This window comes from Lelliottia sp. JS-SCA-14, from assembly GCF_035593345.1.
GTDB lineage: Bacteria > Pseudomonadota > Gammaproteobacteria > Enterobacterales > Enterobacteriaceae > Enterobacter > Enterobacter wanjuensis.
This window is the reverse complement of the sequence record NZ_CP141606.1, coordinates 483649-505493: the sequence shown is the minus strand read 5'-3', so window position 1 is coordinate 505493 and position 21845 is coordinate 483649. Positions and strand designations below refer to the sequence as shown.

Here is a 21845-nt window from a genome sequence, read left to right as displayed (position 1 = left end):
CCCACAGGGAGAGGGAGAACACACTAAAAAATCCTCTCTGAGAGAGGATTTTTGCTTTTACCTAAGCCCGATCCACCGTAAACGCAATCACATCCCCAAGCTGCTCGGCGCCGAGCGCCAGCATCACCAGACGATCCACGCCCAGCGCCACGCCGGAGCAGTCCGGCAGACCGGCTTTTAACGCTTCCAGCAGGTTGATATCAATCGGCTGCTGCGGCAGGCCGCGCGCAGTACGCTTGCGGTTGTCCTGCTCGAAACGCTGCTGCTGTTCGCGGGCATCGGTCAGTTCGTGGAAACCATTCGCCAGCTCAATACCTTTGTAATACACCTCAAAGCGCTCGGCGACGCGATGGTCTTCGGTGCTGATCTGCGCCAGAGACGCCTGGCTCGCCGGGAAGTGGTAGACAAAGGTCGGGCGGTCTTTACCAATCTGCGGCTCAACGCCAAAGGTGAACAGCAGCTGCAGCAGGGTATCGCGATCTTCTTCGGTATCCGCAACATTGCTCAGATCTAGCTTCGCCGCCACTTCACGCAGCAGGGTTTTGTCCGCCGACAGCGGGTCGATTTCCAGATGACGCTGGAAAGCCTGCTGGTATGAGAGCGTTTCGGCTCCGGCGCACTCCAGCACCTGTTGCAGCAGATCGTCCACCTCGTTCATCAGGCGGTACATGTCGTAGTGCGGGCGATACCACTCCAGCATGGTGAATTCCGGGTTGTGGTGACGCCCCATCTCTTCATTGCGGAAACTGCGGCAAAGCTGATACACCGGGCCGCAGCCCGCCGCCAGCAGGCGCTTCATGTGATACTCCGGGCTGGTCATCAGGTACAGATTCATCCCCTGAGAGTGGCCTGGGCCGACAAAACGGGTTTCAAACGGGACCAGATGAATATCGGTCACCGTCGCCTGACTCATGCACGGCGTTTCCACCTCAAGTACACCACGGTCAGCAAAGAAACGGCGGATTTCTGCCATAATTGCTGCACGTTTTAACAGGTTAGGGATGGTTGCGCTCGGCTGCCAGGTGGCCGTTTCGCTCATGGGAATTTTCTCCGGATTCAGACAAGGGCACGAAGTCTACTCGTTAGCGCACAGAGAGACAAATTTTGCACAGTAAATTTTCTCGATTCAGCAATCTGAAAAATTCCGTGACGCAATTCATCAAACGCAGTGATAAATCGCCGGACTTAACAGCAAAAAAATCGAACGCGTCAAATTTCCCCCACATCCATACGGTTATACTGTTTTACCCATAAAGGAGCAGTGGAAACGCGTTCGCAACCGCCCCTGAGGCAAGTGAAACCTGTTAGGTCTTCACGTTGCGGAAAAACAAAAATCTGGAGGAATGTCGTGCAAACTTTTCAAGCCGATCTTGTCGTTATAGGTGCTGGCGGCGCAGGATTACGGGCTGCGATTGCTGCAGCCCAAGCGAATCCAACCGCTAAAATCGCACTGATTTCAAAAGTCTATCCGATGCGCAGCCACACGGTTGCCGCAGAAGGAGGGTCCGCCGCCGTTGCGCAGGATCATGACAGCTTCGAATACCATTTCCACGACACGGTTGCCGGGGGCGACTGGCTTTGCGAACAGGATGTCGTTGACTACTTTGTCCACCATTGCCCGACGGAAATGACCCAGCTGGAGCAGTGGGGCTGCCCGTGGAGTCGCCGCCCGGATGGTAGCGTCAACGTGCGCCGATTCGGCGGGATGAAGATCGAACGCACCTGGTTTGCCGCCGATAAAACTGGCTTCCATATGCTTCACACCCTGTTCCAGACCTCCCTTCAGTTCCCACAAATTCAACGCTTTGACGAACACTTCGTCCTCGACATACTGGTCGACGACGGCCATGCGCGTGGCCTGGTGGCGATGAACATGATGGAAGGCACGCTGATGCAGATCCGCGCCAATGCGGTGGTGATGGCGACAGGCGGCGCAGGCCGTGTGTATCGCTATAACACCAACGGTGGGATCGTCACCGGCGATGGCATGGGCATGGCGCTCAATCATGGCATTCCGCTGCGCGACATGGAGTTCGTGCAGTATCACCCAACTGGCCTGCCGGGCTCAGGCATTCTGATGACGGAAGGCTGCCGTGGTGAAGGCGGTATTCTGGTCAACAAAGATGGCTATCGTTATCTGCAGGATTACGGCATGGGCCCGGAAACCCCGCTCGGCGAGCCGAAAAACAAATATATGGAACTCGGTCCGCGCGACAAAGTCTCCCAGGCGTTCTGGCACGAGTGGCGCAAAGGCAACACGATTTCTACGCCGCGCGGCGATGTGGTCTATCTCGACCTGCGTCATCTGGGCGAGAAGAAATTGCTGGAACGTCTGCCGTTCATCTGCGAACTGGCGAAAGCCTACGTTGGCGTCGATCCGGTAAAAGAGCCGATTCCGGTGCGTCCAACCGCGCACTACACCATGGGCGGCATCGAAACCGATCAGCAGTGTGAAACCCGCATTAAAGGGCTGTTTGCCGTCGGGGAGTGCTCTTCCGTCGGTCTGCACGGGGCAAACCGTCTCGGCTCCAACTCGCTGGCGGAGCTGGTGGTGTTTGGCCGCATGGCGGGTGAACGCGCGATGGAGCGCGCTGCAACGGCTGGTGAAGCCAACAGCGCCGCGCTCGACGCGCAGGTGGTCGATGTCGAAAAACGCCTGAAAGCGCTGGTGAACCAGGAAGGCACGGAAAACTGGTCGAAAATCCGCGACGAAATGGGACTCTCCATGGAAGAAGGCTGCGGCATCTACCGTACGCCTGAGCTGATGCAGAAAACCGTCGATAAGCTGGCGGAGCTGCAGGAGCGCTTCAAGCGTGTGCGCATTACCGACACCTCCAGCGTGTTCAACACCGACCTGCTCTACACCATTGAGCTGGGTCACGGTCTGAACGTTGCCGAATGTATGGCGCACTCCGCTCTGGCGCGTAAAGAGTCGCGCGGCGCGCATCAGCGTCTGGACGAAGGCTGTACCGAACGCGATGACGTGAATTTCCTCAAGCATACCCTCGCTTACCGCGACGCAGACGGCACCACCCGTCTGGACTACAGCGACGTGAAGATCACCACGCTGCCACCAGCAAAACGTGTTTATGGGGCAGAAGCGGAAGCCGCCGATAAGAAGGAGAAGGCGAATGGCTGAGATGCAGACGTTGAAAATTGAAGTGGTGCGCTACAACCCGGAAGTGGACGCCGCACCGCACAGCGCTTTCTACGATGTGCCTTTTGATGAGCAAACCTCGCTGCTGGATGCGCTCGGGTACATCAAAGATAACCTGGCGCCGGACCTGAGCTATCGCTGGTCTTGCCGCATGGCTATCTGCGGCTCCTGCGGCATGATGGTCAACAAAGTGCCGAAGCTGGCCTGTAAGACCTTCCTGCGCGAGTACACCAAAGGCATGAAGGTCGAAGCGCTGGGTAACTTCCCGATTGAGCGCGATCTGGTGGTCGATATGACCCACTTTATCGAAAGTCTGGAAGCGATTAAGCCGTACATCATCGGCAACCCGCGCACGCCGGATCAGGGTCCAAACACCCAGACCCCGGCGCAGATGGCGAAATACCATCAGTTCTCCGGCTGCATCAACTGCGGTCTGTGCTATGCCGCGTGCCCGCAGTTTGGCCTGAATCCGGAGTTTATCGGCCCGGCGGCCATTACGCTGGCGCATCGCTACAACGAAGACAGCCGCGATCACGGGAAGAAAGAACGTATGGCGCAGCTCAACAGCCAGAACGGCGTGTGGAGTTGTACTTTCGTGGGCTATTGCTCGGAAGTGTGTCCGAAGCATGTCGACCCGGCCGCCGCTATTCAGCAGGGTAAAGTGGAAAGCTCGAAAGACTTTCTTATCGCTACCCTGAAACCACGCTAAGGAGTGCATGATGACGACTAAACGCAAAGCCTACGTGCGGCCAATGCCGGCCACCTGGTGGAAAAAACTGCCGTTTTATCGCTTCTATATGCTGCGTGAAGGCACGGCGGTTCCGGCAGTGTGGTTCAGCCTTGAGCTGATGTACGGTCTTTTCGCGCTGAAGCACGGTCCGGAGACCTGGGCCAGTTTTGTGGGTTTCCTGCAAAACCCGATCGTGGTGATCCTGAACCTGATCGTGCTCGCCGCCGCGCTGCTGCATACCAAAACCTGGTTTGAGCTGGCGCCGAAGGCCGCGAACATTATCGTGAAGGGCGAGAAAATGGGGCCGGAGCCTGTGATTAAAGGGCTTTGGGCGGTGACTGCAGTGGTGACTGTGGTCGTTCTGTTTGTGGCACTGTTCTGGTAAGGAGGCCTGAGTGATTAATCCCAACCCAAAACGTTCTGACGAGCCGGTATTCTGGGGCTTGTTCGGCGCAGGCGGCATGTGGAGCGCCATCGTCGCACCGGTCATTATCCTGCTGGTCGCGATCCTGCTGCCGCTGGGGCTGTTCCCGGGCGATGCGCTGGGCTATGACCGCGTGCTGGCGTTCGCCAGCAGCTTTATTGGCCGCGTGTTTATCTTCCTGATGATTGTTCTGCCACTCTGGCTGGGGCTGCACCGCATCCACCACGCCATGCATGATCTGAAAATCCACGTGCCAAACGGCAAATGGGTGTTCTACGGCCTGGCGACCATTCTGACGGTTGTGACCCTGGTTGCTATCGTCACAATTTGATATTGTGCGTCTTCATCCGGCCCGCCCTTCCGGCGGGCTTTTTTATGGAAGATGCTCAGATGAAAAAATCACTTTGCTGCGCCTTGCTGCTCAGCGCGTCATTCTCAACGCTGGCGGCACCGGCGACAGATAAACAGCTCGCCGACATCGTTAACCGCACCATCGCCCCACTCATGCAGGAACAGGCTATCCCCGGTATGGCCGTCGCGGTCATTTATCAGGGCAAACCTCACTATTTCACCTGGGGTAAAGCCGATATCGACGGAAACAAACCCGTCACTCAGCAAACGCTGTTCGAACTGGGCTCCGTGAGTAAAACCTTCACCGGCGTACTGGGTGGCGACATCCTCGCGCGCGGCGAAATCCATCTTAGCGATCCCGTCACTCAATACTGGCCTGAACTGACGGGCAAACAGTGGCAGCACATTAATCTGCTGCATCTGGCGACGTACACGGCGGGTGGTTTGCCCCTGCAGGTACCTGATGAAGTCACCGACCAGTCGGCCCTGCTCAACTTCTATCAACACTGGCAGCCGCAGTGGGCTCCGGGCGAAAAACGTCTTTACGCGAACGCCAGCATTGGGTTGTTTGGCGCACTCGCCGTTAAGCCGTCGGGCATGAGCTTTGAACAGGCGATGACCACGCGCGTACTCCAGCCGCTGAAACTGAGTCACACCTGGCTGAACGTTCCGGCTGCGGAAGAGAAAAACTACGCCTGGGGCTATCGCGACGGCAAAGCCGTTCACGTTTCGCCGGGGATGCTGGATGCCGAAGCTTACGGCGTTAAAACCACCATCGAAGATATGGCGAGCTGGGTGCAGGCCAATATGAACCCGTCAGCCGTGAAAGACGAAAAGCTGCAGCAGGGCATTGCGCTGGCGCAGTCGCGCTACTGGCGCATCGGCGAGATGTATCAGGGCTTAGGCTGGGAAATGCTGAACTGGCCGGTGAAAGCCAAAACCGTCGTCGACGGCAGCGATAATAAAATCGCGCTCGCCCCGACAACTGCAGTGGCAATCAATCCACCCGCCCCTGCCGTGAAAGCCTCGTGGGTGCATAAAACCGGATCCACCGGCGGATTTGGCAGCTACGTCGCCTTTATTCCGGAAAAGAATCTCGGCATCGTGATGCTGGCGAATAAAAGCTATCCCAACCCGGCTCGTGTAGAGGCCGCGTATCGAATCCTGGACGCGCTCCAGTAACCTTTTGTCCCGCATTTTCCTTGCTGTCATCTACACTTAACAAAAAAACAGCAAGGAAACTTCTATGCGCATTTTGCCTGTTATCGCCGCGGTGACAGCCGCGTTTTTAGTGGTGGCTTGTAGTTCACCTACCCCGCCGAATGGCGTCACCGTCGTGAATAACTTTGATGCACAGCGTTATCTCGGCACCTGGTATGAAATCGCCCGCCTGGATCATCGCTTTGAACGCGGGTTACAGCGCGTCACCGCAACTTACAGCACCATGGATGACGGCGGCATTCAGGTGATTAACAAGGGATACAACCCAGAGCGTGGGATGTGGCAGCAGTCGATCGGCAAGGCGTACTTTACCGGCGACCCGAGCCGGGCCGCGCTGAAAGTATCGTTCTTTGGCCCGTTCTACGGTGGCTATAACGTGATAGCGCTGGACCGGGAATATCGCCATGCGCTGGTTTGCGGGCCGGATCGCGACTATCTGTGGATCCTCTCGCGCACGCCGACCATTTCAGACGAAATGAAGCAGCAAATGCTCGATGTCGCGACCCGACAAGGGTTTGATGTGTCGAAATTAATCTGGGTCGAACAGCCGCATTAATGGGTGCTGAGCTTCAACCCAATAATCCCCGCCACGATTAACGCGAGGCTGGCAATACGCGCCAGGCTCGCGGACTCTCCCAGCAGCAAAATACCGGTAATCGCCGCGCCCACGGCACCGATCCCCGTCCAGACGGCATAGGCCGTGCCGACAGGCAGCGTGCGCATCGCCCACGAAAGCAACGCAATACTGACAATCATGGCGGTGATGGTGATGATGCTCGGGGTCAGGCGGGTGAAACCGTGGGTATATTTCAGGCCGATGGCCCACACCACTTCCAGCAAACCGGCGATCAAAAGAATAATCCAGGACATATAAGGCTCCTTAACTTAAATAACAGTCTGGGGCCGTCCCCGGTGGTCGAAGCGCTTGCAGGTCGTCCCGCAAGGCAGAGGTGAGAGGCCTATTTTGCTCAGAAAGCGATCTTAATTCAATACAATTGGCAAAATCTGGTTAAAGCCTGAAATAGCCTCAGTATGCAGCGGAGTTCAGCCATTTAGTACTCATCGGACTTCCCTATGATGGTGTGCTTTCTGATGGCAGCAAGCCGAGCCCTTTGCCTGATGCGAAAAAAACATGTTTAAAATTCTCTTGATTGACCGTTGTCACTTCACCCGCTCCGGGTTTGAAGCATGGCTCAATCATTCAGGGTTATTCCCCGGCACCTTTATGGTCACTGGGCTGAATAATCTGTTTCTTGCCAGGGAGCATATCCTGCAATGGAAGCCCACGCTGGTGATCGCCGATTTAAACAGTTTTATGCAGGATATGAGTGATATCCAGCAGCTGTCGTCCCTGCTTATTGCCAGCGAGACGCGGCCTTTTATTCTGCTGCAATCCGACATCAAGCTGGATATGTCGGGCTACATTAAGCAGTTCCCGCTGTGGGCTTCGCTGTGCAAAAGCACGTCGCTGGACACCCTGGCGAGAGTGATTAATGACGCATTAAGTACCTGTGCCAGCTACGAGATCCCGCAAATTGCAACGCCCCTGCTGACCCGTCAGGAAGAGAAAGTTTTAGCACTATGGATGGAAGGTGCCAGCAATCAGAATATTGCCGGGAAGCTCAGCATTAACAGCAAGACGGTGTATACCTACAAACGCAATATCCGTATGAAACTGCACATGGACACGCGCTTCTCACCGTTTTTGACGCTTCAGGAAGTGTAAAGCTGACGGTACGGCGGCAGCCCCGTTCCGTACCGTCCTGATATCACATCATTAATTCTGTGCTTTCGTTGCTGCACCAGAAATAGCACTACCGCCGCTAGAGATATCTTCACCCACGCCACGCGTGGTGTTGCATGCGGTTAATACTGAAGAAAGCACCAGTACAGAAAAGATCGCTGCAATTGTTTTCTTAACCATAATATCTTCCTTTTATAGCCAATGTTATTTGTGTATAGCCACTTAAGGATAGACAAGATCCCGCCGGTTGACGGAAAAGGAAGAATTTTTCGGAGTATTAGACGTGATTAACTGGCTGCGTGGGAGATCGCGTGGCCAACAGCTTTGATATCTTCACCGACGCCGCGCGCGGTGTTGCACCCGGAAAGGATGGCGCTGGAGAGTGCCAGCATCAGCAGAATTTTAACGGTACGTTTCATCATCCCTGCCTGAATCAATCAGGCGCAGCAGGCGCTGCGCCTCACTCATTACCCGTCATACTTCAAGTTGCATGTGCGTTGGCTGCGCCTGCTCACCCCAGTCACTTACTTAAGTAAGCTCCTGGGGATTCTCAGGCTTGCCGCCTTCCTGCAACTCGAATTATTTAGGGTAAACATGAATTACTTCACGCGGGATACGTATTCGCCAGAGCGAGTATCCACTTTGATCACTTCGCCGATCTGTACGAACAGTGGCACTTTAACCACAGCGCCAGTAGACAGGGTGGCTGGTTTACCGCCGGTACCTGCGGTGTCACCTTTCAGACCTGGATCGGTTTCAATGATTTCCAGCTCAACGAAGTTAGGCGGAGTCACGGAGATAGGCTGACCGTTCCACAGGGTCACGATGCATTCAGCCTGGTCCAGCAGCCATTTCGCGTTATCACCAACGGCTTTCTCGTCAGCAGCCAGCTGCTCGAAAGTTTCGTTGTTCATGAAGTGATAGAACTCGCCGTCGTTGTACAGGAAGGTCAGGTTCATATCGACAACGTCAGCGCCTTCAGCGGAGTCGGTAGATTTGAAGGTTTTCTCAACGCGGGTACCGGTCAGCAGGCGACGCAGCTTAACGCGCGCGAATGCCTGGCCTTTACCTGGTTTAACGAATTCGCTGGCTTCAACCGCATACGGTTCGCCGTCCATCATGATTTTAAGACCAGCACGAAAATCGTTGCTATAGTAAGTCGCCATAAGGCCCTCTGAAAATTGTTAACTGGTAGCTAAGCCACAAAATGGCGCATATTGTAACCCTAAATACCCCGTCCAGAGAAGATTGGTTATCGCAACTTGCCGATGTAATCACCAGTCCTGATGAACTGCTGCGTCTATTGAATATAGACACTGATGAAAATTTGCTCGCTGGCCGTGAGGCAAAGCGCCTCTTTGCCCTGCGTGTCCCCCGTGCGTTTGTCGCGCGGATGGAGAAAGGCAACCCCAACGATCCATTGCTAAAACAGGTACTTACCTCACAGGATGAGTTCGTGACCGCGCCCGGATTTAGCACCGATCCGCTGGAAGAACAGAACAGCGTGGTGCCGGGTTTGCTGCATAAGTACCAGAACCGCGCCCTGCTGCTGGTGAAGGGCGGATGTGCGGTAAATTGCCGCTATTGCTTCCGTCGTCACTTCCCGTACGCCGATAATCAGGGCAATAAGCGCAACTGGCAGGTGGCGCTGGACTATATTGCGGCCCATCCTGAGCTGGATGAGATCATCTTTTCCGGCGGCGATCCGCTGATGGCGAAAGATCACGAGCTGGACTGGCTGATGGCACAGCTTGAGGCGATCCCGCACATCAAGCGGTTACGCATTCACAGCCGCCTGCCAATTGTGATCCCCGCGCGAATAACCAACACGCTGGTTGCGCGCTTCGAACAGTCGCGGCTGCAAATCCTGCTGGTGAATCATATTAATCACGCCAACGAAATCGACGACGCGTTCCGCTCGGCAATGGCGTGTCTGCGCAAAGCGGGTGTGACGCTGCTGAATCAGAGCGTGCTGCTGCGCGGTGTGAACGATAACGCGCGGACGCTCGCCGATCTGAGCAATGCATTGTTTGATGCCTCGGTGATGCCCTATTACCTGCACGTGCTGGACCGCGTTCAGGGTGCGGCGCATTTTATGGTGAGCGATGAGGAAGCCCGGCAAATTATGCGGGAGCTACTGACGCTGGTGTCGGGATATATGGTGCCGAAGCTGGCGCGCGAGATTGGCGGTGAGCCGAGCAAAACGCCGCTGGATTTGCAGCTGCGGCAGAACTAAATAGGCAGGTGGCAGAGGTAAAAGCAAAACGGCAACACCCGTTGCCGTTTTTAGTGTTTGCGCCCTCTCCCGTGGGAGAGGGTCGGGGTGAGGGCATCAGCCCGCACCTATCTCAATTCGGGCACTTATAAACCTGGCCGTTCATGGAGCTGGCCGTCGGGACGAAGCTCGACAGAATACCTTGCGTTGGGCTGCTCACGCCATAAATCACGTTGCCACCCATTGCCGCCGCCTGGTTACGCAGCGCATTTGCTGCACCGCGCATTGAGCCGCCTTCGTCACCGTGCTGACCAGACATCCAGTTGCTCTGCTCACCGGTTGCCGTGCCTAAAAGCTGGCACTCGCTGCCCGGCTTATCTTCCACAAAGCGAACGCCCTGTCCCGCCGAGGAGAGCTCGTTACTGGAGCTACATCCCGCCAGCAGCAACGCTGCCCCTACGATCCCTGCACAGACTTTAACGCGCATGTTATTCCCCGTTTTCAATAAGCTGGACAAGAGTTGTCCGTGTGTAAACCTTATACTAAAAAGATGACCAAAAGAAAAACCCCCAGGCATTTCTGCCTGAGGGTTTTTCAATTCTGGGACGTAAACGCCCAAATCATTCTGGATGCAGGGCGCGGGGGCAAATTACATCATGCCGCCCATACCACCCATACCACCCATGCCGCCTGCGCCTAAGTCAGGAGCATCGCCTTTAGGCATATCGGTCACCATGCATTCGGTGGTGATCATCAGACCGGCTACGGATGCCGCGTACTGCAGAGCAGAACGGGTCACTTTCGTTGGGTCCAGGATACCGAAGTCGATCATGTTGCCGTATTCTTCAGTCGCTGCGTTGTAACCGTAGTTACCTTCGCCTGCTTTCACGTTGTTCGCCACAACAGACGGCTCTTCACCGGCGTTGGAGACGATCTGACGCAGTGGCGCTTCCATTGCGCGCAGCGCAACTTTGATACCCACGTTCTGATCTTCGTTCTGAGCAGTCAGGCCAGCCAGTTTAGCGGCAACGCGAACCAGCGCGACACCACCACCAGCAACCACGCCTTCTTCTACCGCAGCACGGGTTGCGTGCAGGGCGTCATCAACGCGGGCTTTCTTCTCTTTCATTTCAACTTCGGTAGCCGCACCGACTTTGATCACTGCCACGCCGCCTGCCAGTTTCGCTACGCGCTCCTGCAGTTTTTCACGGTCGTAGTCAGAGGTCGCTTCTTCGATCTGCTTACGGATCTGAGTTACGCGACCCTGGATTGCGCCTTCGTCACCCACGCCATCGATGATGGTGGTGGTGTCTTTGTTGATCACAACGCGTTTCGCCTGACCCAGATCTTCCAGGGTCGCTTTTTCCAGTTCCATACCGATTTCTTCAGAAATCACGGTACCGCCGGTCAGGGTTGCGATGTCCTGCAGCATAGCTTTACGACGGTCGCCGAAGCCAGGTGCTTTAACCGCAGCCACTTTCACGATGCCACGCATGGTGTTAACGACCAGAGTCGCCAGGGCTTCGCCTTCAACGTCTTCCGCGATGATAACCAGTGGTTTGCCAGCTTTCGCTACGGCTTCCAGAACAGGCAGCATTTCACGGATGTTGGAGATTTTCTTGTCAGCCAGCAGGATGAACGGGCTTTCCAGTTCAACAGCGCCAGTTTCTGGCTTGTTGATGAAGTATGGGGACAGGTAGCCGCGGTCAAACTGCATACCTTCAACCACGTCCAGTTCGTCTTCCAGGCCGGTACCGTCTTCAACGGTGATCACGCCTTCTTTACCGACTTTGTCCATCGCTTCTGCGATCAGTTTACCCACAGTTTCGTCGGAGTTAGCGGAGATAGTCCCTACCTGCGCAATCGCTTTAGAGTCGGAGCAAGGAACGGACAGGGCTTTCAGCTCTTCAACAGCCGCGATAACCGCTTTGTCGATACCGCGCTTCAGGTCCATTGGGTTCATGCCCGCAGCAACAGCTTTCAGGCCTTCAGCGATGATCGCCTGAGCCAGCACGGTCGCGGTGGTGGTACCGTCGCCTGCAGCGTCGTTCGCTTTAGAGGCAACTTCTTTCACCATCTGCGCGCCCATGTTTTCGAATTTGTCTTCCAGTTCGATTTCACGTGCAACGGAAACGCCATCTTTAGTGATGGTTGGTGCGCCGAAGGATTTATCCAGCACCACGTTACGGCCTTTCGGGCCCAGGGTCACTTTTACTGCATCTGCCAGTACGTTCACGCCGCGCAGCATTTTCACACGAGCGTCGTTACCGAATTTTACGTCTTTAGCTGCCATGTTCTTATTTCCTCAAATTCGTTCAGTATCGTTTCGCGGATTACGCTTCAACAATTGCCAGGATGTCGCTTTCGGACATGATCAACACTTCTTCATTGTCGATCTTCTCGGATTTCACGCCGTAGCCATCGTTGAAGATCACGATGTCGCCCACTTTAACGTCCAGCGGCTGCACTGTACCGTTTTCCAGGATGCGGCCCTTACCGACAGCGATGATTTCGCCACGAGTTGATTTGGCTGCTGCAGAACCGGTCAGTACGATGCCGCCCGCAGATTTGGTTTCAACTTCTTTACGCTTGACGATCACACGATCATGTAACGGACGAATACTCATTGATAGCTCTCCTTCGAGAAAGTCATTATCAGTTATGGAAGACGCCGGGCCGTAAAAGGTTTACCGACTGGTGCCCTGAGAGATGGGGGTCGGATTTTGCCCCTTCAAGGGGCAGCCGAAAAAAAATTTGTGAAAGTGTTACCATCGCCTCTCTTTTGATGGTGTCAGGACGAAGTCAATGAGTGGACTCAAACAGGAGCTGGGGCTGGCGCAGGGCGTGGGTTTGCTCTCCACCTCCTTGTTAGGAACGGGTGTGTTTGCGGTGCCTGCGCTGGCGGCACTGGTGGCGGGGAATAACAGCCTGTGGGCGTGGCCAGTGCTGATTGTGCTGGTCTTTCCGATTGCGATTGTCTTTGCGACGCTCGGACGACATTTCCCGAGCGCGGGCGGCGTGGCGCATTTTGTCGGCATGGCGTTTGGCCCACGGCTGGAGCGCGTCACTGGCTGGCTGTTCCTGTCGGTGATTCCTGTCGGTCTCCCTGCCGCCCTGCACATCGCCACCGGTTTTGCTCAGGCGCTGTTTGGCTGGCACGACGAACAGTTGCTGTTTGCCGAGCTGGGTACGCTGGCGATCGTCTGGTGGGTGGGCTCGCGCGGGGCCAGTTCCAGCGCCAATCTGCAAACGCTGGTGGCGGTGCTGATCGTCGCGTTGATTGCCGCCATCTGGTGGGCCGGCGATATCCACGTCAGCGAAATTCCCTTCCCGGCCATCGCCGACGTCGATCATTCTCAACTTTTCGCCGCGCTCTCGGTGATGTTCTGGTGCTTTGTCGGGCTGGAGGCGTTTGCTCATCTGGCGTCGGAATTCAAACAGCCGGAGCGCGATTTCCCACGGGCGCTGATGATTGGCCTGCTGCTGGCGGGCACGGTCTACTGGGCCTGTACGGTGCTTGTGCTGCACTTCAACGCGTACAGCGCTGAAGCGGCCGCGGCGGCATCGCTGCCAGGCATTGTGGTGCAGCTGTTTGGCGTCAAAGCGTTATGGATTGCCTGCGTGATTGGCTATCTCGCCTGCTTCGCCAGCCTGAACATCTATATTCAGAGCTTCGCCCGTCTGGTGTGGTCTCAGGCGCAATACAAACCGGACAGCCGACTGTCGCGCCTGTCAAAACGTCAGCTGCCGCTGAATGCCCTGAACGCGGTGCTGGGCTGCTGCGTGCTAAGCACTTTGGGGATCTACTGGCTGAACATCAATCTGGACGCGCTGATCGTCTACGCCAACGGCATTTTCATCATGATTTATCTGCTGTGCATGCTGGCGGGGTGTCGGTTGCTGAAAGGCCGCTTTAAAGTGCTGGCGGTGATCGGCGGGGTACTGTGTTTACTGCTGCTGGTGATGATTGGCTGGAAGAGTTTGTATGCCGTCGTGATGCTGGCGGGGCTGTGGGGGTTCTTGCCTAAGCGCGGTACGGTTTAGTTGCCGGATGGCGGCTGCGCCTTATCCGGCCTACGGTTTGGGTTTTGTAGGCCCGGTAAGCGAAGCGCAACCGGGCATAAAACTCAGCGATCGTCTTTATGATCGATACGGTCGTGCTGGTCGTCCTTCCGCTGGTACTCCCCGTCAAAGGTTTCCCCATTTCCCGGCCCGGTGCTGAACCCGCCGCCAGGCATACGGTTAAAGCGCAGATGCGGCAGCAGTCGCAGGGTCAGCAGTTTTTGCACCGGCGGCAACAGCAGTAACAGGCCGATGAAGTCGGTGAAGAAGCCCGGCAGAATCAGTAGCAGACCCGCAAGAATCAGGGAGACGCTTTTGATCATCTCGGCCGCCGGACTTTCGCCCGCCGCCATCTTCTGCTGCATTAACAGGAAATTTTTGAAACCCTGGTTACGCACCAGCGACATACCTATCACTGATGTGAATATCACCAGGATCAGCGTCAGCAGGACACCCAGCACGTGGGCAACCTGGATAAAAATCGAAATCTCAATGTAAACATAGAGAAAAATGGCAATAAAAGGTATCCAGCGCACTGGTTTCTCCTGTGTGGCAGACGCCTCTGGCCTCTGTCTGAATGTGTTTGCGATTCGCGTCTTTCTGAGATGGAGACGGATAGCCAAATTTCAATCGGTTTGCACGGATATTTTTTCTGGAAATATTCAAGCGGTGATTCATTTCACAGATTAATAATTATCATGAGATGAGGGCGATAATAAGTGATCCAGATTACGGCAATTCGCTATCATCAGCATATGATCTCGAGTATCTGGCTGATTGAGGGAATAATCGTCGGTCAGCAAATATTGAAAACCACATATCTACTGTGTGTTTAGTACAATCCATCGGCCGCTTTAAAAGAAGGTTCACATGTTAAACAACATTCGTATCGAAGAAGATTTGTTGGGTACCAGGGAAGTTCCAGCGGATGCCTACTACGGTATTCACACTCTGAGAGCGATTGAAAACTTTTACATCAGCAACAACAAAATCAGCGACATCCCTGAGTTTGTCCGTGGCATGGTGATGGTGAAGAAAGCCGCAGCCCTGGCGAACAAAGAGCTGCAAACCATTCCGAAAAGCGCTGCAAATGCCATTATCGCCGCCTGCGATGAAGTGCTGAACAACGGCAAATGCATGGATCAGTTCCCGGTTGACGTCTATCAGGGCGGCGCGGGGACCTCCGTCAACATGAATACCAACGAGGTGCTGGCGAATATCGGTCTTGAACTGATGGGCCACCAGAAAGGTGAGTACCAGTACCTCAATCCAAACGACCACGTGAACAAGTGCCAGTCCACCAACGACGCCTACCCGACCGGTTTCCGTATCGCCGTGTACGCCTCCGTGGTGAAACTGATCGACGCGATTAACCAGCTGGGCGATGGCTTCCAGCGTAAAGCCGTTGAGTTCCAGGACATTCTGAAAATGGGTCGTACCCAGCTGCAGGATGCGGTGCCAATGACCCTCGGCCAGGAGTTCCACGCGTTTAACGTGCTGCTGAACGAAGAGACCCGCAACATCCTGCGCACCTCTGAGCTGCTGCTGGAAGTGAACCTTGGCGCGACCGCCATCGGGACACGTCTGAACACCCCAGACGGCTATCAGCAGCTGGCGGTGCAAAAACTGGCGGAAGTCTCTAACCTGGCGGTAGTCCCCGCGGAAGACCTGATCGAGGCGACCTCAGACTGCGGCGCTTACGTGATGGTGCACAGCGCGCTGAAACGTCTGGCGGTGAAACTCTCCAAAATTTGTAATGACCTGCGCCTGCTCTCCTCCGGTCCACGCGCTGGCCTGAACGAAATCAACCTGCCAGAGCTGCAGGCCGGTTCGTCCATCATGCCAGCCAAAGTGAACCCGGTGGTGCCAGAAGTGGTGAACCAGGTGTGCTTCAAAGTCATCGGGAACGACATTACCGTGACCATGGCCTCCGAAGCGGGTCAGCTGCAGCTGAACGTAATGGAGCCGGTGATTGGCCAGGCGATGTTTGAGTCTATCCACATTCTGACCAACGCCTGCTACAACCTGCTGGAAAAATGCATTAACGGCATCACAGCGAACAAAGAAGTGTGCGAAAGCTTCGTCTATAACTCTATCGGCATCGTCACCTACCTGAACCCGTTCATCGGCCACCACAACGGCGATATCGTCGGGAAGATTTGTGCCGAAACCGGTAAGAGCGTGCGCGAAGTCGTACTGGAGCGAGGACTGCTGACAGAAGCTGAGCTGGATGATATCTTCTCGGCGCAAAACCTGATGCACCCGGCCTACAAAGCGAAACGTTATACCGATGAAAGCGAACAATAACAGTTCCGGTTAAACTTCCGAAAGGCATGTCACTTGTGACATGCCTTTTTGCTTTTATAGGACATCACAAAAATAACATTTACGTATCCAACATCTAACATTCAAGGAAGCGATTATGATTGTCATTGAGCTGATTATCGTTTTAGCGGCGATTTTTATCGGCGCCAGACTCGGGGGGATTGGTATCGGCTATGCTGGCGGGCTCGGCGTGCTGGTGCTGGCCGCGATTGGTGTCGCACCGGGGAAAATCCCGTTTGACGTTATCTCCATCATCATGGCGGTGATTGCGGCCATCTCTGCGATGCAGATCGCGGGCGGGCTGGATTATCTGGTGCATCAGACTGAAAAACTGCTGCGTAAAAATCCGAAGTACATCACCATCCTTGCGCCCGTCGTCACCTACTTCCTGACCATTTTTGCCGGGACCGGGAACATCTCTCTGGCGACGCTGCCGGTGATTGCCGAAGTGGCGAAAGAGCAAGGCATCAAACCGTGCCGTCCGCTGTCGACCGCCGTCGTTTCCGCTCAGATTGCGATTACCGCCTCGCCAATTTCTGCCGCGGTGGTTTATATGTCCTCAGTGATGGAAGGCCACGGCGTGAGCTACATCCATCTGCTCTCGGTGGTGATCCCGTCGACGCTGCTGGCTGTGCTGCTGATGTCGTTCCTGGTCACTATGCTGTTCAACTCAAAACTCTCTGACGATCCGGTATACCTGAAACGTCTGGAAGAGGGTCTGATCGAACTGCGCGGTGAAAACAAAGTTGAAATCAAACCGCGCGCCAAACTTTCGGTGCTGCTGTTCCTGCTCGGCGTGGTCTGTGTGGTGATTTATGCCATCGTCAACAGCCCAAGCCTTGGCCTGGTGGCGACGCCGCTGATGAACACCACTAACGCGATCCTGATTATTATGCTGAGCGTCGCGACGCTGACCACGGTGATGTGCGGCGTGGAAACGGACAGCATTCTGAGTTCCAGCACCTTTAAAGCGGGGATGAGCGCCTGTATCTGTATCCTCGGTGTGGCGTGGCTCGGCGATACCTTCGTCTCCCACAACATCGACTGGATTAAAGAGACGGCGGGTACCGTGATTCAGGGCCACCCGTGGCTGCTGGCGGTGATTTTCTTCGTTGCCTCTGCGCTGCTGTACTCTCAGGCGGCAACAGCCAAAGCGCTGATGCCAATGGCGCTGGCGCTGAACGTCTCTCCGCTGACCGCAGTGGCTTCGTTTGCCGCTGTTTCCGGCCTGTTCATTCTGCCAACCTACCCAACGCTGGTCGCGGCGGTGCAGATGGACGATACCGGCACGACGCGCATCGGGCGTTTCGTCTTTAACCATCCGTTCTTTATTCCGGGCACGATGGGCGTGGTGTTTGCCGTCTGCTTCGGCTTCCTGATTGGCAGCGTGATTCTTTAAGCTGCCGGTGGTGTAAAAATAGTTAAAGTCGGGCCGCTCAGCGGCCCGATTCATTAATGCCCTTCGGCCCAGCGTGATATAGTGATTTTTTCGCGATGAGGAGGTCGAGTAGTGAATACACCTGACGCTGTCGTTGTACTCTGTACCGCACCCGATGAAGCCACTGCCCAGGAGCTTGCCGCCAAAGTGCTGGCAGAACAGCTCGCGGCCTGTGTGACGATCCTGCCCGGTGCCACCTCGATGTACTACTGGGAAGGCAAGCTGGAACAGGAGTACGAAGTGCAAATGCTGCTGAAAACCAACGTCGCGCATCAGCAGGCGCTTCTCGATTGCCTCAAGTCTCATCATCCTTACCAGACCCCCGAACTGCTGGTGCTGCCAGTGGCTCACGGCGATAACGATTATCTCTCATGGCTCAACGCTTCCTTACGCTGATCCTGCTGCTGTGCAGCACATCAGTTTTTGCCGGGCTGTTCGACGCGCCCGGCCGCTCTAATTTCATTCCCGCCGATCGGGCATTTGTTTTCGACTTCCAGCAGAACCAGCACGATCTGAATCTGAGCTGGCAGGTGAAGGACGGGTACTACCTGTACCGCAAGCAGGTCAGTATCACTCCTGCGAATGCGACGGTCGGCGAGCCACAGCTGCCTGCGGGCGAATGGCACGAAGACGAGTTCTACGGTAAAAGCGAGATCTACCGCCACCGACTGACGGTGCCGGTCACGGTGAATCAGGCAAGCCAGGGCGCGACGCTGACGGTGACGTATCAGGGCTGCGCCGATGCCGGTTTCTGCTATCCGCCGGAAACTAAAGTGGTGCCGCTGAGTGAAGTCGTGGCGGCAACCCCTGTGCCCCCGTCTCAGGAGCCGAGTGAAAAGAGCGCGGAACTCCCCTTCTCTGCCCTCTGGGCGTTATTGATCGGGATCGGCATCGCCTTCACGCCATGCGTATTGCCAATGTATCCCCTGATCTCCGGTATCGTACTCGGCGGTAAACAGCGTTTATCTACCGCCCGCGCGCTGCTGCTGGCCTTTATCTATGTTCAGGGGATGGCGCTCACTTATACCGCGCTCGGTCTTGTGGTGGCCGCGGCGGGGCTGCAGTTCCAGGCCGCACTTCAGCATCCGTACGTGCTCATCGGTCTGTCGGTGGTCTTTACCCTGCTGGCGCTGTCGATGTTCGGGCTGTTCACCCTGCAATTGCCGTCGTCCCTGCAAACGCGCTTAACGCTGATGAGCAATCGTCAGCAGGGCGGTTCGGCTGGCGGGGTGTTTGTCATGGGGGCGATCGCCGGGCTGATCTGTTCTCCCTGCACCACCGCGCCGCTGAGCGCCATCCTGCTCTACATCGCTCAGAGCGGGAATATGTGGTTCGGCGGTGGGACGCTCTATCTCTACGCGCTGGGCATGGGCCTACCGTTGATTCTGGTGACTGTTTTTGGCAACCGACTGCTGCCGAAAAGCGGGCCGTGGATGGAGACGGTGAAAACCGCGTTCGGCTTTGTGATTCTGGCGCTGCCGGTATTCCTGCTGGAGCGCATTATTGGCGATGTCTGGGGAATACGTCTGTGGGCGATTCTGGGCGTCGCGTTCTTCAGCTGGGCGTTTATCACCAGCCTGCAGGCGAAAAAATCGTGGATGCGCATCGTGCAAATTATCCTGCTGGCCGCCGCACTGGTGAGCGTGCGCCCGCTTCAGGACTGGGCGTTTGGCTCTGCTACGACACAAACAAAGGCGCCTCTTAACTTTACGCAAATCAGCAACGTCGATGAATTGCGTACCGCATTGGCGCAGACCAAGGGCAAACCGGTGATGCTCGACCTCTACGCCGACTGGTGCGTGGCCTGTAAAGAGTTTGAAAAATACACCTTTAGCGATCCGCAGGTGCAAAATGCGCTGAAAGAGACCGTTCTGCTGCAGGCCAATGTGACGGCCAATAGCGCGCAGGACAAGGCCTTGCTGAAGGAACTCAACGTGCTTGGTCTGCCGACAATTCTGTTCTTTAATGAACGGGGAGAAGAGCAGCCCGCCGGGCGCGTGACCGGATTTATGGATGCAGCCGCATTCAGCGCACATTTGCGCGATCGCCAACCGTAAACGACACTGATAACGGAAGAAACCGTTAGCATTGGGAGGAGAAAACCGTGCAACGTGAAGACGTACTGGGACAAGCCCTGCAATTACTTGAAGTACAAGGGATCGCCAGCACCACGCTTGAGATGGTCGCCGAACGCATCGATTATCCTCTGGATGAATTGCGCCGCTTCTGGCCCGATAAAGAGGCGCTGCTTTATGACGCCCTGCGCTATCTCAGCCAGCAGGTGGATATCTGGCGCAGGCAGCTGATGCTGAACGAAGAGCTGTCGCCTGAACAGAAATTACTGGCACGCTACACCGCTCTGGCGGATTGCGTTCGCAACAATCGCTATCCGGGCTGCCTGTTTATTGCCGCCTGCACGTTCTACCCGGATCCGGGTCATCCGATCCATCAGCTGGCGGATCAGCAGAAAAGCGCCGCCCACGACTTCACGCACGAGCTGCTGACGACGCTCGAAGTGGACGACCCGGCGATGGTGGCCAAACAGATGGAACTGGTGCTGGAAGGATGTCTGAGCCGCATGCTGGTCAACCGGAGTGTGACTGACGTTGAGACGGCGCACCGTCTGGCGGAAGATATTCTGCGTTTTGCTCAGTGCCGCATGGGTGGCGCGCTGACTTAAGCCAGCATGCCTGCCCACGCGGATACCAGCAGGCACAGGGCCATCGCGCGTTGAAAGCGCACCATCGCCACGGTGGTGCGAAACACACGGTTCACCGCCTTCCCCAGCCACGCCCAGCACATCAGACACATAATCGAAATCATTAAGAACCACAGCGCCATCAGCGCAATATCACGCAACGTATGTTCCCCCGCTGGCGCAAACAGGCTGACGACCGCCAGCGCCATCATCCATGTCTTTGGATTAACCACCTGCAGTAGCGCAGCCGCCCGCGCCGTAAAACGGTGGTGTGAGCCGTTGGTCAGATTTGCCGCTGGGGCATTGAACAGCTGCCAGCTCATCCAGCTTAACCACAGCACACCCGCCCAGCTCATTACCTGACGAATCAGCGGGTACTGGCGCAAGACTTCTCCCGCCCCTGCACCGGATATCAGCACGATAGCGCTGGCCGCCACACAGCCGCTCACAAGGGCTGGAAGGGTCGCCTTCACGCCATAGTGCTGGCTGTTGGTCAGAACGAGGATGTTGGTCGGGCCTGGCGTTATAGAAGCGACAAAAGCAAACAGCAGAAATGGCATTACAGTCACAGGTATCTCCTTCTTATTGGAGACCTGACTGTGCCGCTATTTTCTGGAAACGTCTGGAAGGTTTGTGCACAACTTTCGGTAATGGGCTGGGGTGATGCGATAGGCCCGCTGGAACCAGCGCCCAAGATGGCTCTGGTCGGCGAAACCGAGCGCTGCAGCGACATCGACGGGTAAATCGCCACGTGCCAGCATCTGACGGGCTTTTGCGAGTCGAAGCTGGATAAGCCAGGCGTGCGGCGCCAGGTGGAACTCACGTTTGAAGCAACGGGTCAGCGTAAAGCGATCGGTTCCCGTCTCGCGCGCCAGGTCTGACAGCCCGAGGTTTTCGCCGAGATGCGCATACAGGTAATCGCGCGCCCGATGTGCCACCGCCGCGCTTTGGAGCTGCGAAGGCAGTCGTTTTCGCCAGTGGCAATGGGAGGTGATTTGCGCCAGCAAGTTATCCATCGTGCTTTGCTGGACGATTTTCATCTCATCCTGATGCAGTGCGCTGAACGTTTCACCGATGGTGCGAACCAGCTGCGGCTCGCGCGTCAGGGTTTGGGCAAAATGGAGTGAATAACTGCCGGGCGTGGATTCGTACAGTCCATGCAGCGTGTTGTTCAGCCACTGCTCGTCCAGATAAAAGGTCAGATAGGTAAAACCGCCTTCGACGGGTGCGTCGCCATCGTGGATCTCACCGGGTTCGAGCAGAAAGGCATCTCCCGGCTGGCTACGGTGTCGCTCGCGGCGGCAGTGGAACTGCTGGGTGCCAGAAAGCGTGATGCCGACCAGATAGCTGTCGTGCCAGTGTGGGTCGAAGGCGTGGCCTTCAAAGTGCGCTTTAATGGTTTCAATGCCCGTATCTGCATGCTGACGGAGCTCAAGCCAGTCGTTCGTCATACTCTCCTCCTGTGATCTGTCAGCATTGC

Annotated in this window: 25 protein-coding genes; 14 read left to right on the top strand and 11 right to left on the bottom strand. The window is 55.9% G+C overall.

What is annotated here, in order from left to right; genetic code table 11:
- Window positions 1–61 precede the first annotated feature (61 nt).
- Window positions 62–1039 (bottom strand): elongation factor P--(R)-beta-lysine ligase, encoded by a 978-nt coding sequence (epmA, locus tag U9O48_RS02380; protein WP_285157636.1) that lies wholly within the window; start codon window positions 1037–1039, stop codon window positions 62–64.
- 309 nt (window positions 1040–1348) lie between these two features.
- Between epmA and frdA the strand changes: the two genes are divergently transcribed.
- The 6 genes from frdA to U9O48_RS02350 all read left to right on the top strand — a co-directional run bounded on the left by frdA (window position 1349) and on the right by U9O48_RS02350 (window position 6439).
- Window positions 1349–3139 carry a fumarate reductase (quinol) flavoprotein subunit gene (gene frdA / locus U9O48_RS02375; RefSeq protein ID WP_282491514.1) on the top strand — a complete coding sequence of 597 codons (1791 nt, stop codon included), beginning with the start codon at window positions 1349–1351 and terminating at the stop codon, window positions 3137–3139.
- A complete protein-coding gene (locus U9O48_RS02370) occupies window positions 3132–3866 on the top strand; it encodes a succinate dehydrogenase/fumarate reductase iron-sulfur subunit (protein ID WP_095280467.1) in 735 nt (244 codons plus the stop codon). Before frdA ends, U9O48_RS02370 begins: the two co-directional genes overlap by 8 nt.
- A 10-nt stretch (window positions 3867–3876) precedes the next feature.
- Window positions 3877–4272 carry a fumarate reductase subunit FrdC gene (frdC, locus tag U9O48_RS02365; protein WP_100777909.1) on the top strand — a complete coding sequence of 132 codons (396 nt, stop codon included), beginning with the start codon at window positions 3877–3879 and terminating at the stop codon, window positions 4270–4272.
- A gap of 10 nt (window positions 4273–4282) precedes the next feature.
- On the top strand, window positions 4283–4642 hold the full coding sequence (gene frdD, locus U9O48_RS02360; protein WP_095280465.1) for a fumarate reductase subunit FrdD: 360 nt from the start codon (window positions 4283–4285) through the stop codon (window positions 4640–4642).
- 59 nt (window positions 4643–4701) lie between these two features.
- Window positions 4702–5844, top strand: a complete 1143-nt coding sequence (gene ampC / locus U9O48_RS02355; RefSeq protein WP_324723436.1) for a CMY2/MIR/ACT/EC family class C beta-lactamase — start codon at window positions 4702–4704, stop codon at window positions 5842–5844.
- A gap of 64 nt (window positions 5845–5908) precedes the next feature.
- Complete coding sequence (locus U9O48_RS02350) at window positions 5909–6439, top strand: lipocalin family protein (protein ID WP_282491518.1); 531 nt, start codon at window positions 5909–5911, stop codon at window positions 6437–6439.
- On the opposite strand, the gene sugE is transcribed toward U9O48_RS02350, so the two are convergent.
- Window positions 6436–6753, bottom strand: a complete 318-nt coding sequence (gene sugE / locus U9O48_RS02345; RefSeq protein WP_282491519.1) for a quaternary ammonium compound efflux SMR transporter SugE — start codon at window positions 6751–6753, stop codon at window positions 6436–6438. The genes U9O48_RS02350 and sugE overlap by 4 nt on opposite strands.
- Window positions 6754–7015: 262 nt before the next feature.
- Between sugE and U9O48_RS02340 the strand changes: the two genes are divergently transcribed.
- Window positions 7016–7609 carry a LuxR C-terminal-related transcriptional regulator gene (locus U9O48_RS02340; RefSeq protein ID WP_285145710.1) on the top strand — a complete coding sequence of 198 codons (594 nt, stop codon included), beginning with the start codon at window positions 7016–7018 and terminating at the stop codon, window positions 7607–7609.
- Between the two features lie 51 nt (window positions 7610–7660).
- Here the strand turns inward: U9O48_RS02340 and ecnB are convergent, their stop codons facing one another.
- From ecnB to efp, 3 genes are all read right to left on the bottom strand, one after another.
- Window positions 7661–7807, bottom strand: a complete 147-nt coding sequence (ecnB, locus tag U9O48_RS02335) for a lipoprotein toxin entericidin B (RefSeq protein ID WP_095280461.1) — start codon at window positions 7805–7807, stop codon at window positions 7661–7663.
- Window positions 7808–7914: 107 nt separating this feature from the next.
- Window positions 7915–8046 (bottom strand): entericidin A/B family lipoprotein, encoded by a 132-nt coding sequence (locus U9O48_RS02330; protein ID WP_324723434.1) that lies wholly within the window; start codon window positions 8044–8046, stop codon window positions 7915–7917.
- A gap of 180 nt (window positions 8047–8226) precedes the next feature.
- Window positions 8227–8793: an elongation factor P gene (gene efp, locus U9O48_RS02325; protein ID WP_095280459.1), complete on the bottom strand. Its 567-nt coding sequence runs from the start codon at window positions 8791–8793 to the stop codon at window positions 8227–8229.
- 41 nt (window positions 8794–8834) lie between these two features.
- Between efp and epmB the strand changes: the two genes are divergently transcribed.
- Window positions 8835–9863: an EF-P beta-lysylation protein EpmB gene (epmB, locus tag U9O48_RS02320; protein ID WP_324723432.1), complete on the top strand. Its 1029-nt coding sequence runs from the start codon at window positions 8835–8837 to the stop codon at window positions 9861–9863.
- Between the two features lie 112 nt (window positions 9864–9975).
- On the opposite strand, the gene U9O48_RS02315 is transcribed toward epmB, so the two are convergent.
- The 3 genes from U9O48_RS02315 to U9O48_RS02305 form a co-directional block, all read right to left on the bottom strand.
- On the bottom strand, window positions 9976–10329 hold the full coding sequence (locus tag U9O48_RS02315) for a DUF4156 domain-containing protein (RefSeq protein ID WP_282491525.1): 354 nt from the start codon (window positions 10327–10329) through the stop codon (window positions 9976–9978).
- A gap of 162 nt (window positions 10330–10491) precedes the next feature.
- A complete protein-coding gene (gene groL / locus U9O48_RS02310) occupies window positions 10492–12135 on the bottom strand; it encodes a chaperonin GroEL (protein ID WP_282491526.1) in 1644 nt (547 codons plus the stop codon).
- 40 nt (window positions 12136–12175) lie between these two features.
- The gene (locus U9O48_RS02305; protein WP_003855929.1) at window positions 12176–12469 is read right to left on the bottom strand and encodes a co-chaperone GroES; all 294 of its coding nucleotides are present in this window, start codon (window positions 12467–12469) and stop codon (window positions 12176–12178) included.
- Window positions 12470–12647: 178 nt separating this feature from the next.
- Here U9O48_RS02305 and yjeH point away from each other — a divergent pair, with 178 nt between their 5' ends.
- Window positions 12648–13886: an L-methionine/branched-chain amino acid transporter gene (gene yjeH, locus U9O48_RS02300; protein ID WP_324723431.1), complete on the top strand. Its 1239-nt coding sequence runs from the start codon at window positions 12648–12650 to the stop codon at window positions 13884–13886.
- An 83-nt stretch (window positions 13887–13969) separates the two neighbouring features.
- On the opposite strand, the gene U9O48_RS02295 is transcribed toward yjeH, so the two are convergent.
- The gene (locus tag U9O48_RS02295; RefSeq protein WP_282491529.1) at window positions 13970–14440 is read right to left on the bottom strand and encodes an FxsA family protein; all 471 of its coding nucleotides are present in this window, start codon (window positions 14438–14440) and stop codon (window positions 13970–13972) included.
- Between the two features lie 334 nt (window positions 14441–14774).
- On the opposite strand from U9O48_RS02295, the gene aspA reads away from it, so the two are divergent.
- From aspA to U9O48_RS02270, 5 genes are all read left to right on the top strand, one after another.
- Window positions 14775–16211: an aspartate ammonia-lyase gene (gene aspA, locus U9O48_RS02290; RefSeq protein ID WP_103948109.1), complete on the top strand. Its 1437-nt coding sequence runs from the start codon at window positions 14775–14777 to the stop codon at window positions 16209–16211.
- Window positions 16212–16326: 115 nt separating this feature from the next.
- The gene (locus tag U9O48_RS02285) at window positions 16327–17628 is read left to right on the top strand and encodes an anaerobic C4-dicarboxylate transporter (RefSeq protein ID WP_282491530.1); all 1302 of its coding nucleotides are present in this window, start codon (window positions 16327–16329) and stop codon (window positions 17626–17628) included.
- A 111-nt stretch (window positions 17629–17739) separates the two neighbouring features.
- Window positions 17740–18063 carry a divalent cation tolerance protein CutA gene (gene cutA / locus U9O48_RS02280; RefSeq protein WP_282491531.1) on the top strand — a complete coding sequence of 108 codons (324 nt, stop codon included), beginning with the start codon at window positions 17740–17742 and terminating at the stop codon, window positions 18061–18063.
- Window positions 18039–19724, top strand: a complete 1686-nt coding sequence (locus U9O48_RS02275; protein ID WP_324723430.1) for a protein-disulfide reductase DsbD — start codon at window positions 18039–18041, stop codon at window positions 19722–19724. Before cutA ends, U9O48_RS02275 begins: the two co-directional genes overlap by 25 nt.
- Before the next feature lie 47 nt (window positions 19725–19771).
- Window positions 19772–20347, top strand: coding sequence for a transcriptional regulator (locus U9O48_RS02270; RefSeq protein ID WP_282491533.1), 576 nt, complete (start codon window positions 19772–19774; stop codon window positions 20345–20347).
- On the opposite strand, the gene U9O48_RS02265 is transcribed toward U9O48_RS02270, so the two are convergent.
- Both U9O48_RS02265 and U9O48_RS02260 read right to left on the bottom strand, forming a co-directional pair.
- Window positions 20344–20934: a LysE family translocator gene (locus tag U9O48_RS02265; RefSeq protein WP_282491534.1), complete on the bottom strand. Its 591-nt coding sequence runs from the start codon at window positions 20932–20934 to the stop codon at window positions 20344–20346. The two genes, U9O48_RS02270 and U9O48_RS02265, sit on opposite strands and share 4 nt — an antisense overlap.
- A 36-nt stretch (window positions 20935–20970) precedes the next feature.
- Window positions 20971–21816, bottom strand: a complete 846-nt coding sequence (locus tag U9O48_RS02260; protein WP_285150320.1) for an AraC family transcriptional regulator — start codon at window positions 21814–21816, stop codon at window positions 20971–20973.
- Window positions 21817–21845 lie beyond the last annotated feature (29 nt).

What these genes read in the sequence shown, in the direction of transcription:
- epmA (WP_285157636.1), bottom strand. Translation starts at nt 1,039, where the DNA reads ATGAGCGAAACGGCCACCTGGCAGCCGAGCGCAACCATCCCTAACCTG.
- U9O48_RS02370 (WP_095280467.1), top strand. Translation starts at nt 3,132, where the DNA reads ATGGCTGAGATGCAGACGTTGAAAATTGAAGTGGTGCGCTACAACCCG.
- frdC (WP_100777909.1), top strand. Translation starts at nt 3,877, where the DNA reads ATGACGACTAAACGCAAAGCCTACGTGCGGCCAATGCCGGCCACCTGG.
- ampC (WP_324723436.1), top strand. Translation starts at nt 4,702, where the DNA reads ATGAAAAAATCACTTTGCTGCGCCTTGCTGCTCAGCGCGTCATTCTCA.
- U9O48_RS02350 (WP_282491518.1), top strand. Translation starts at nt 5,909, where the DNA reads ATGCGCATTTTGCCTGTTATCGCCGCGGTGACAGCCGCGTTTTTAGTG.
- sugE (WP_282491519.1), bottom strand. Translation starts at nt 6,753, where the DNA reads ATGTCCTGGATTATTCTTTTGATCGCCGGTTTGCTGGAAGTGGTGTGG.
- U9O48_RS02340 (WP_285145710.1), top strand. Translation starts at nt 7,016, where the DNA reads ATGTTTAAAATTCTCTTGATTGACCGTTGTCACTTCACCCGCTCCGGG.
- ecnB (WP_095280461.1), bottom strand. Translation starts at nt 7,807, where the DNA reads ATGGTTAAGAAAACAATTGCAGCGATCTTTTCTGTACTGGTGCTTTCT.
- U9O48_RS02330 (WP_324723434.1), bottom strand. Translation starts at nt 8,046, where the DNA reads ATGAAACGTACCGTTAAAATTCTGCTGATGCTGGCACTCTCCAGCGCC.
- efp (WP_095280459.1), bottom strand. Translation starts at nt 8,793, where the DNA reads ATGGCGACTTACTATAGCAACGATTTTCGTGCTGGTCTTAAAATCATG.
- epmB (WP_324723432.1), top strand. Translation starts at nt 8,835, where the DNA reads ATGGCGCATATTGTAACCCTAAATACCCCGTCCAGAGAAGATTGGTTA.
- U9O48_RS02315 (WP_282491525.1), bottom strand. Translation starts at nt 10,329, where the DNA reads ATGCGCGTTAAAGTCTGTGCAGGGATCGTAGGGGCAGCGTTGCTGCTG.
- groL (WP_282491526.1), bottom strand. Translation starts at nt 12,135, where the DNA reads ATGGCAGCTAAAGACGTAAAATTCGGTAACGACGCTCGTGTGAAAATG.
- U9O48_RS02305 (WP_003855929.1), bottom strand. Translation starts at nt 12,469, where the DNA reads ATGAGTATTCGTCCGTTACATGATCGTGTGATCGTCAAGCGTAAAGAA.
- yjeH (WP_324723431.1), top strand. Translation starts at nt 12,648, where the DNA reads ATGAGTGGACTCAAACAGGAGCTGGGGCTGGCGCAGGGCGTGGGTTTG.
- aspA (WP_103948109.1), top strand. Translation starts at nt 14,775, where the DNA reads ATGTTAAACAACATTCGTATCGAAGAAGATTTGTTGGGTACCAGGGAA.
- U9O48_RS02285 (WP_282491530.1), top strand. Translation starts at nt 16,327, where the DNA reads ATGATTGTCATTGAGCTGATTATCGTTTTAGCGGCGATTTTTATCGGC.
- U9O48_RS02275 (WP_324723430.1), top strand. Translation starts at nt 18,039, where the DNA reads ATGGCTCAACGCTTCCTTACGCTGATCCTGCTGCTGTGCAGCACATCA.
- U9O48_RS02260 (WP_285150320.1), bottom strand. Translation starts at nt 21,816, where the DNA reads ATGACGAACGACTGGCTTGAGCTCCGTCAGCATGCAGATACGGGCATT.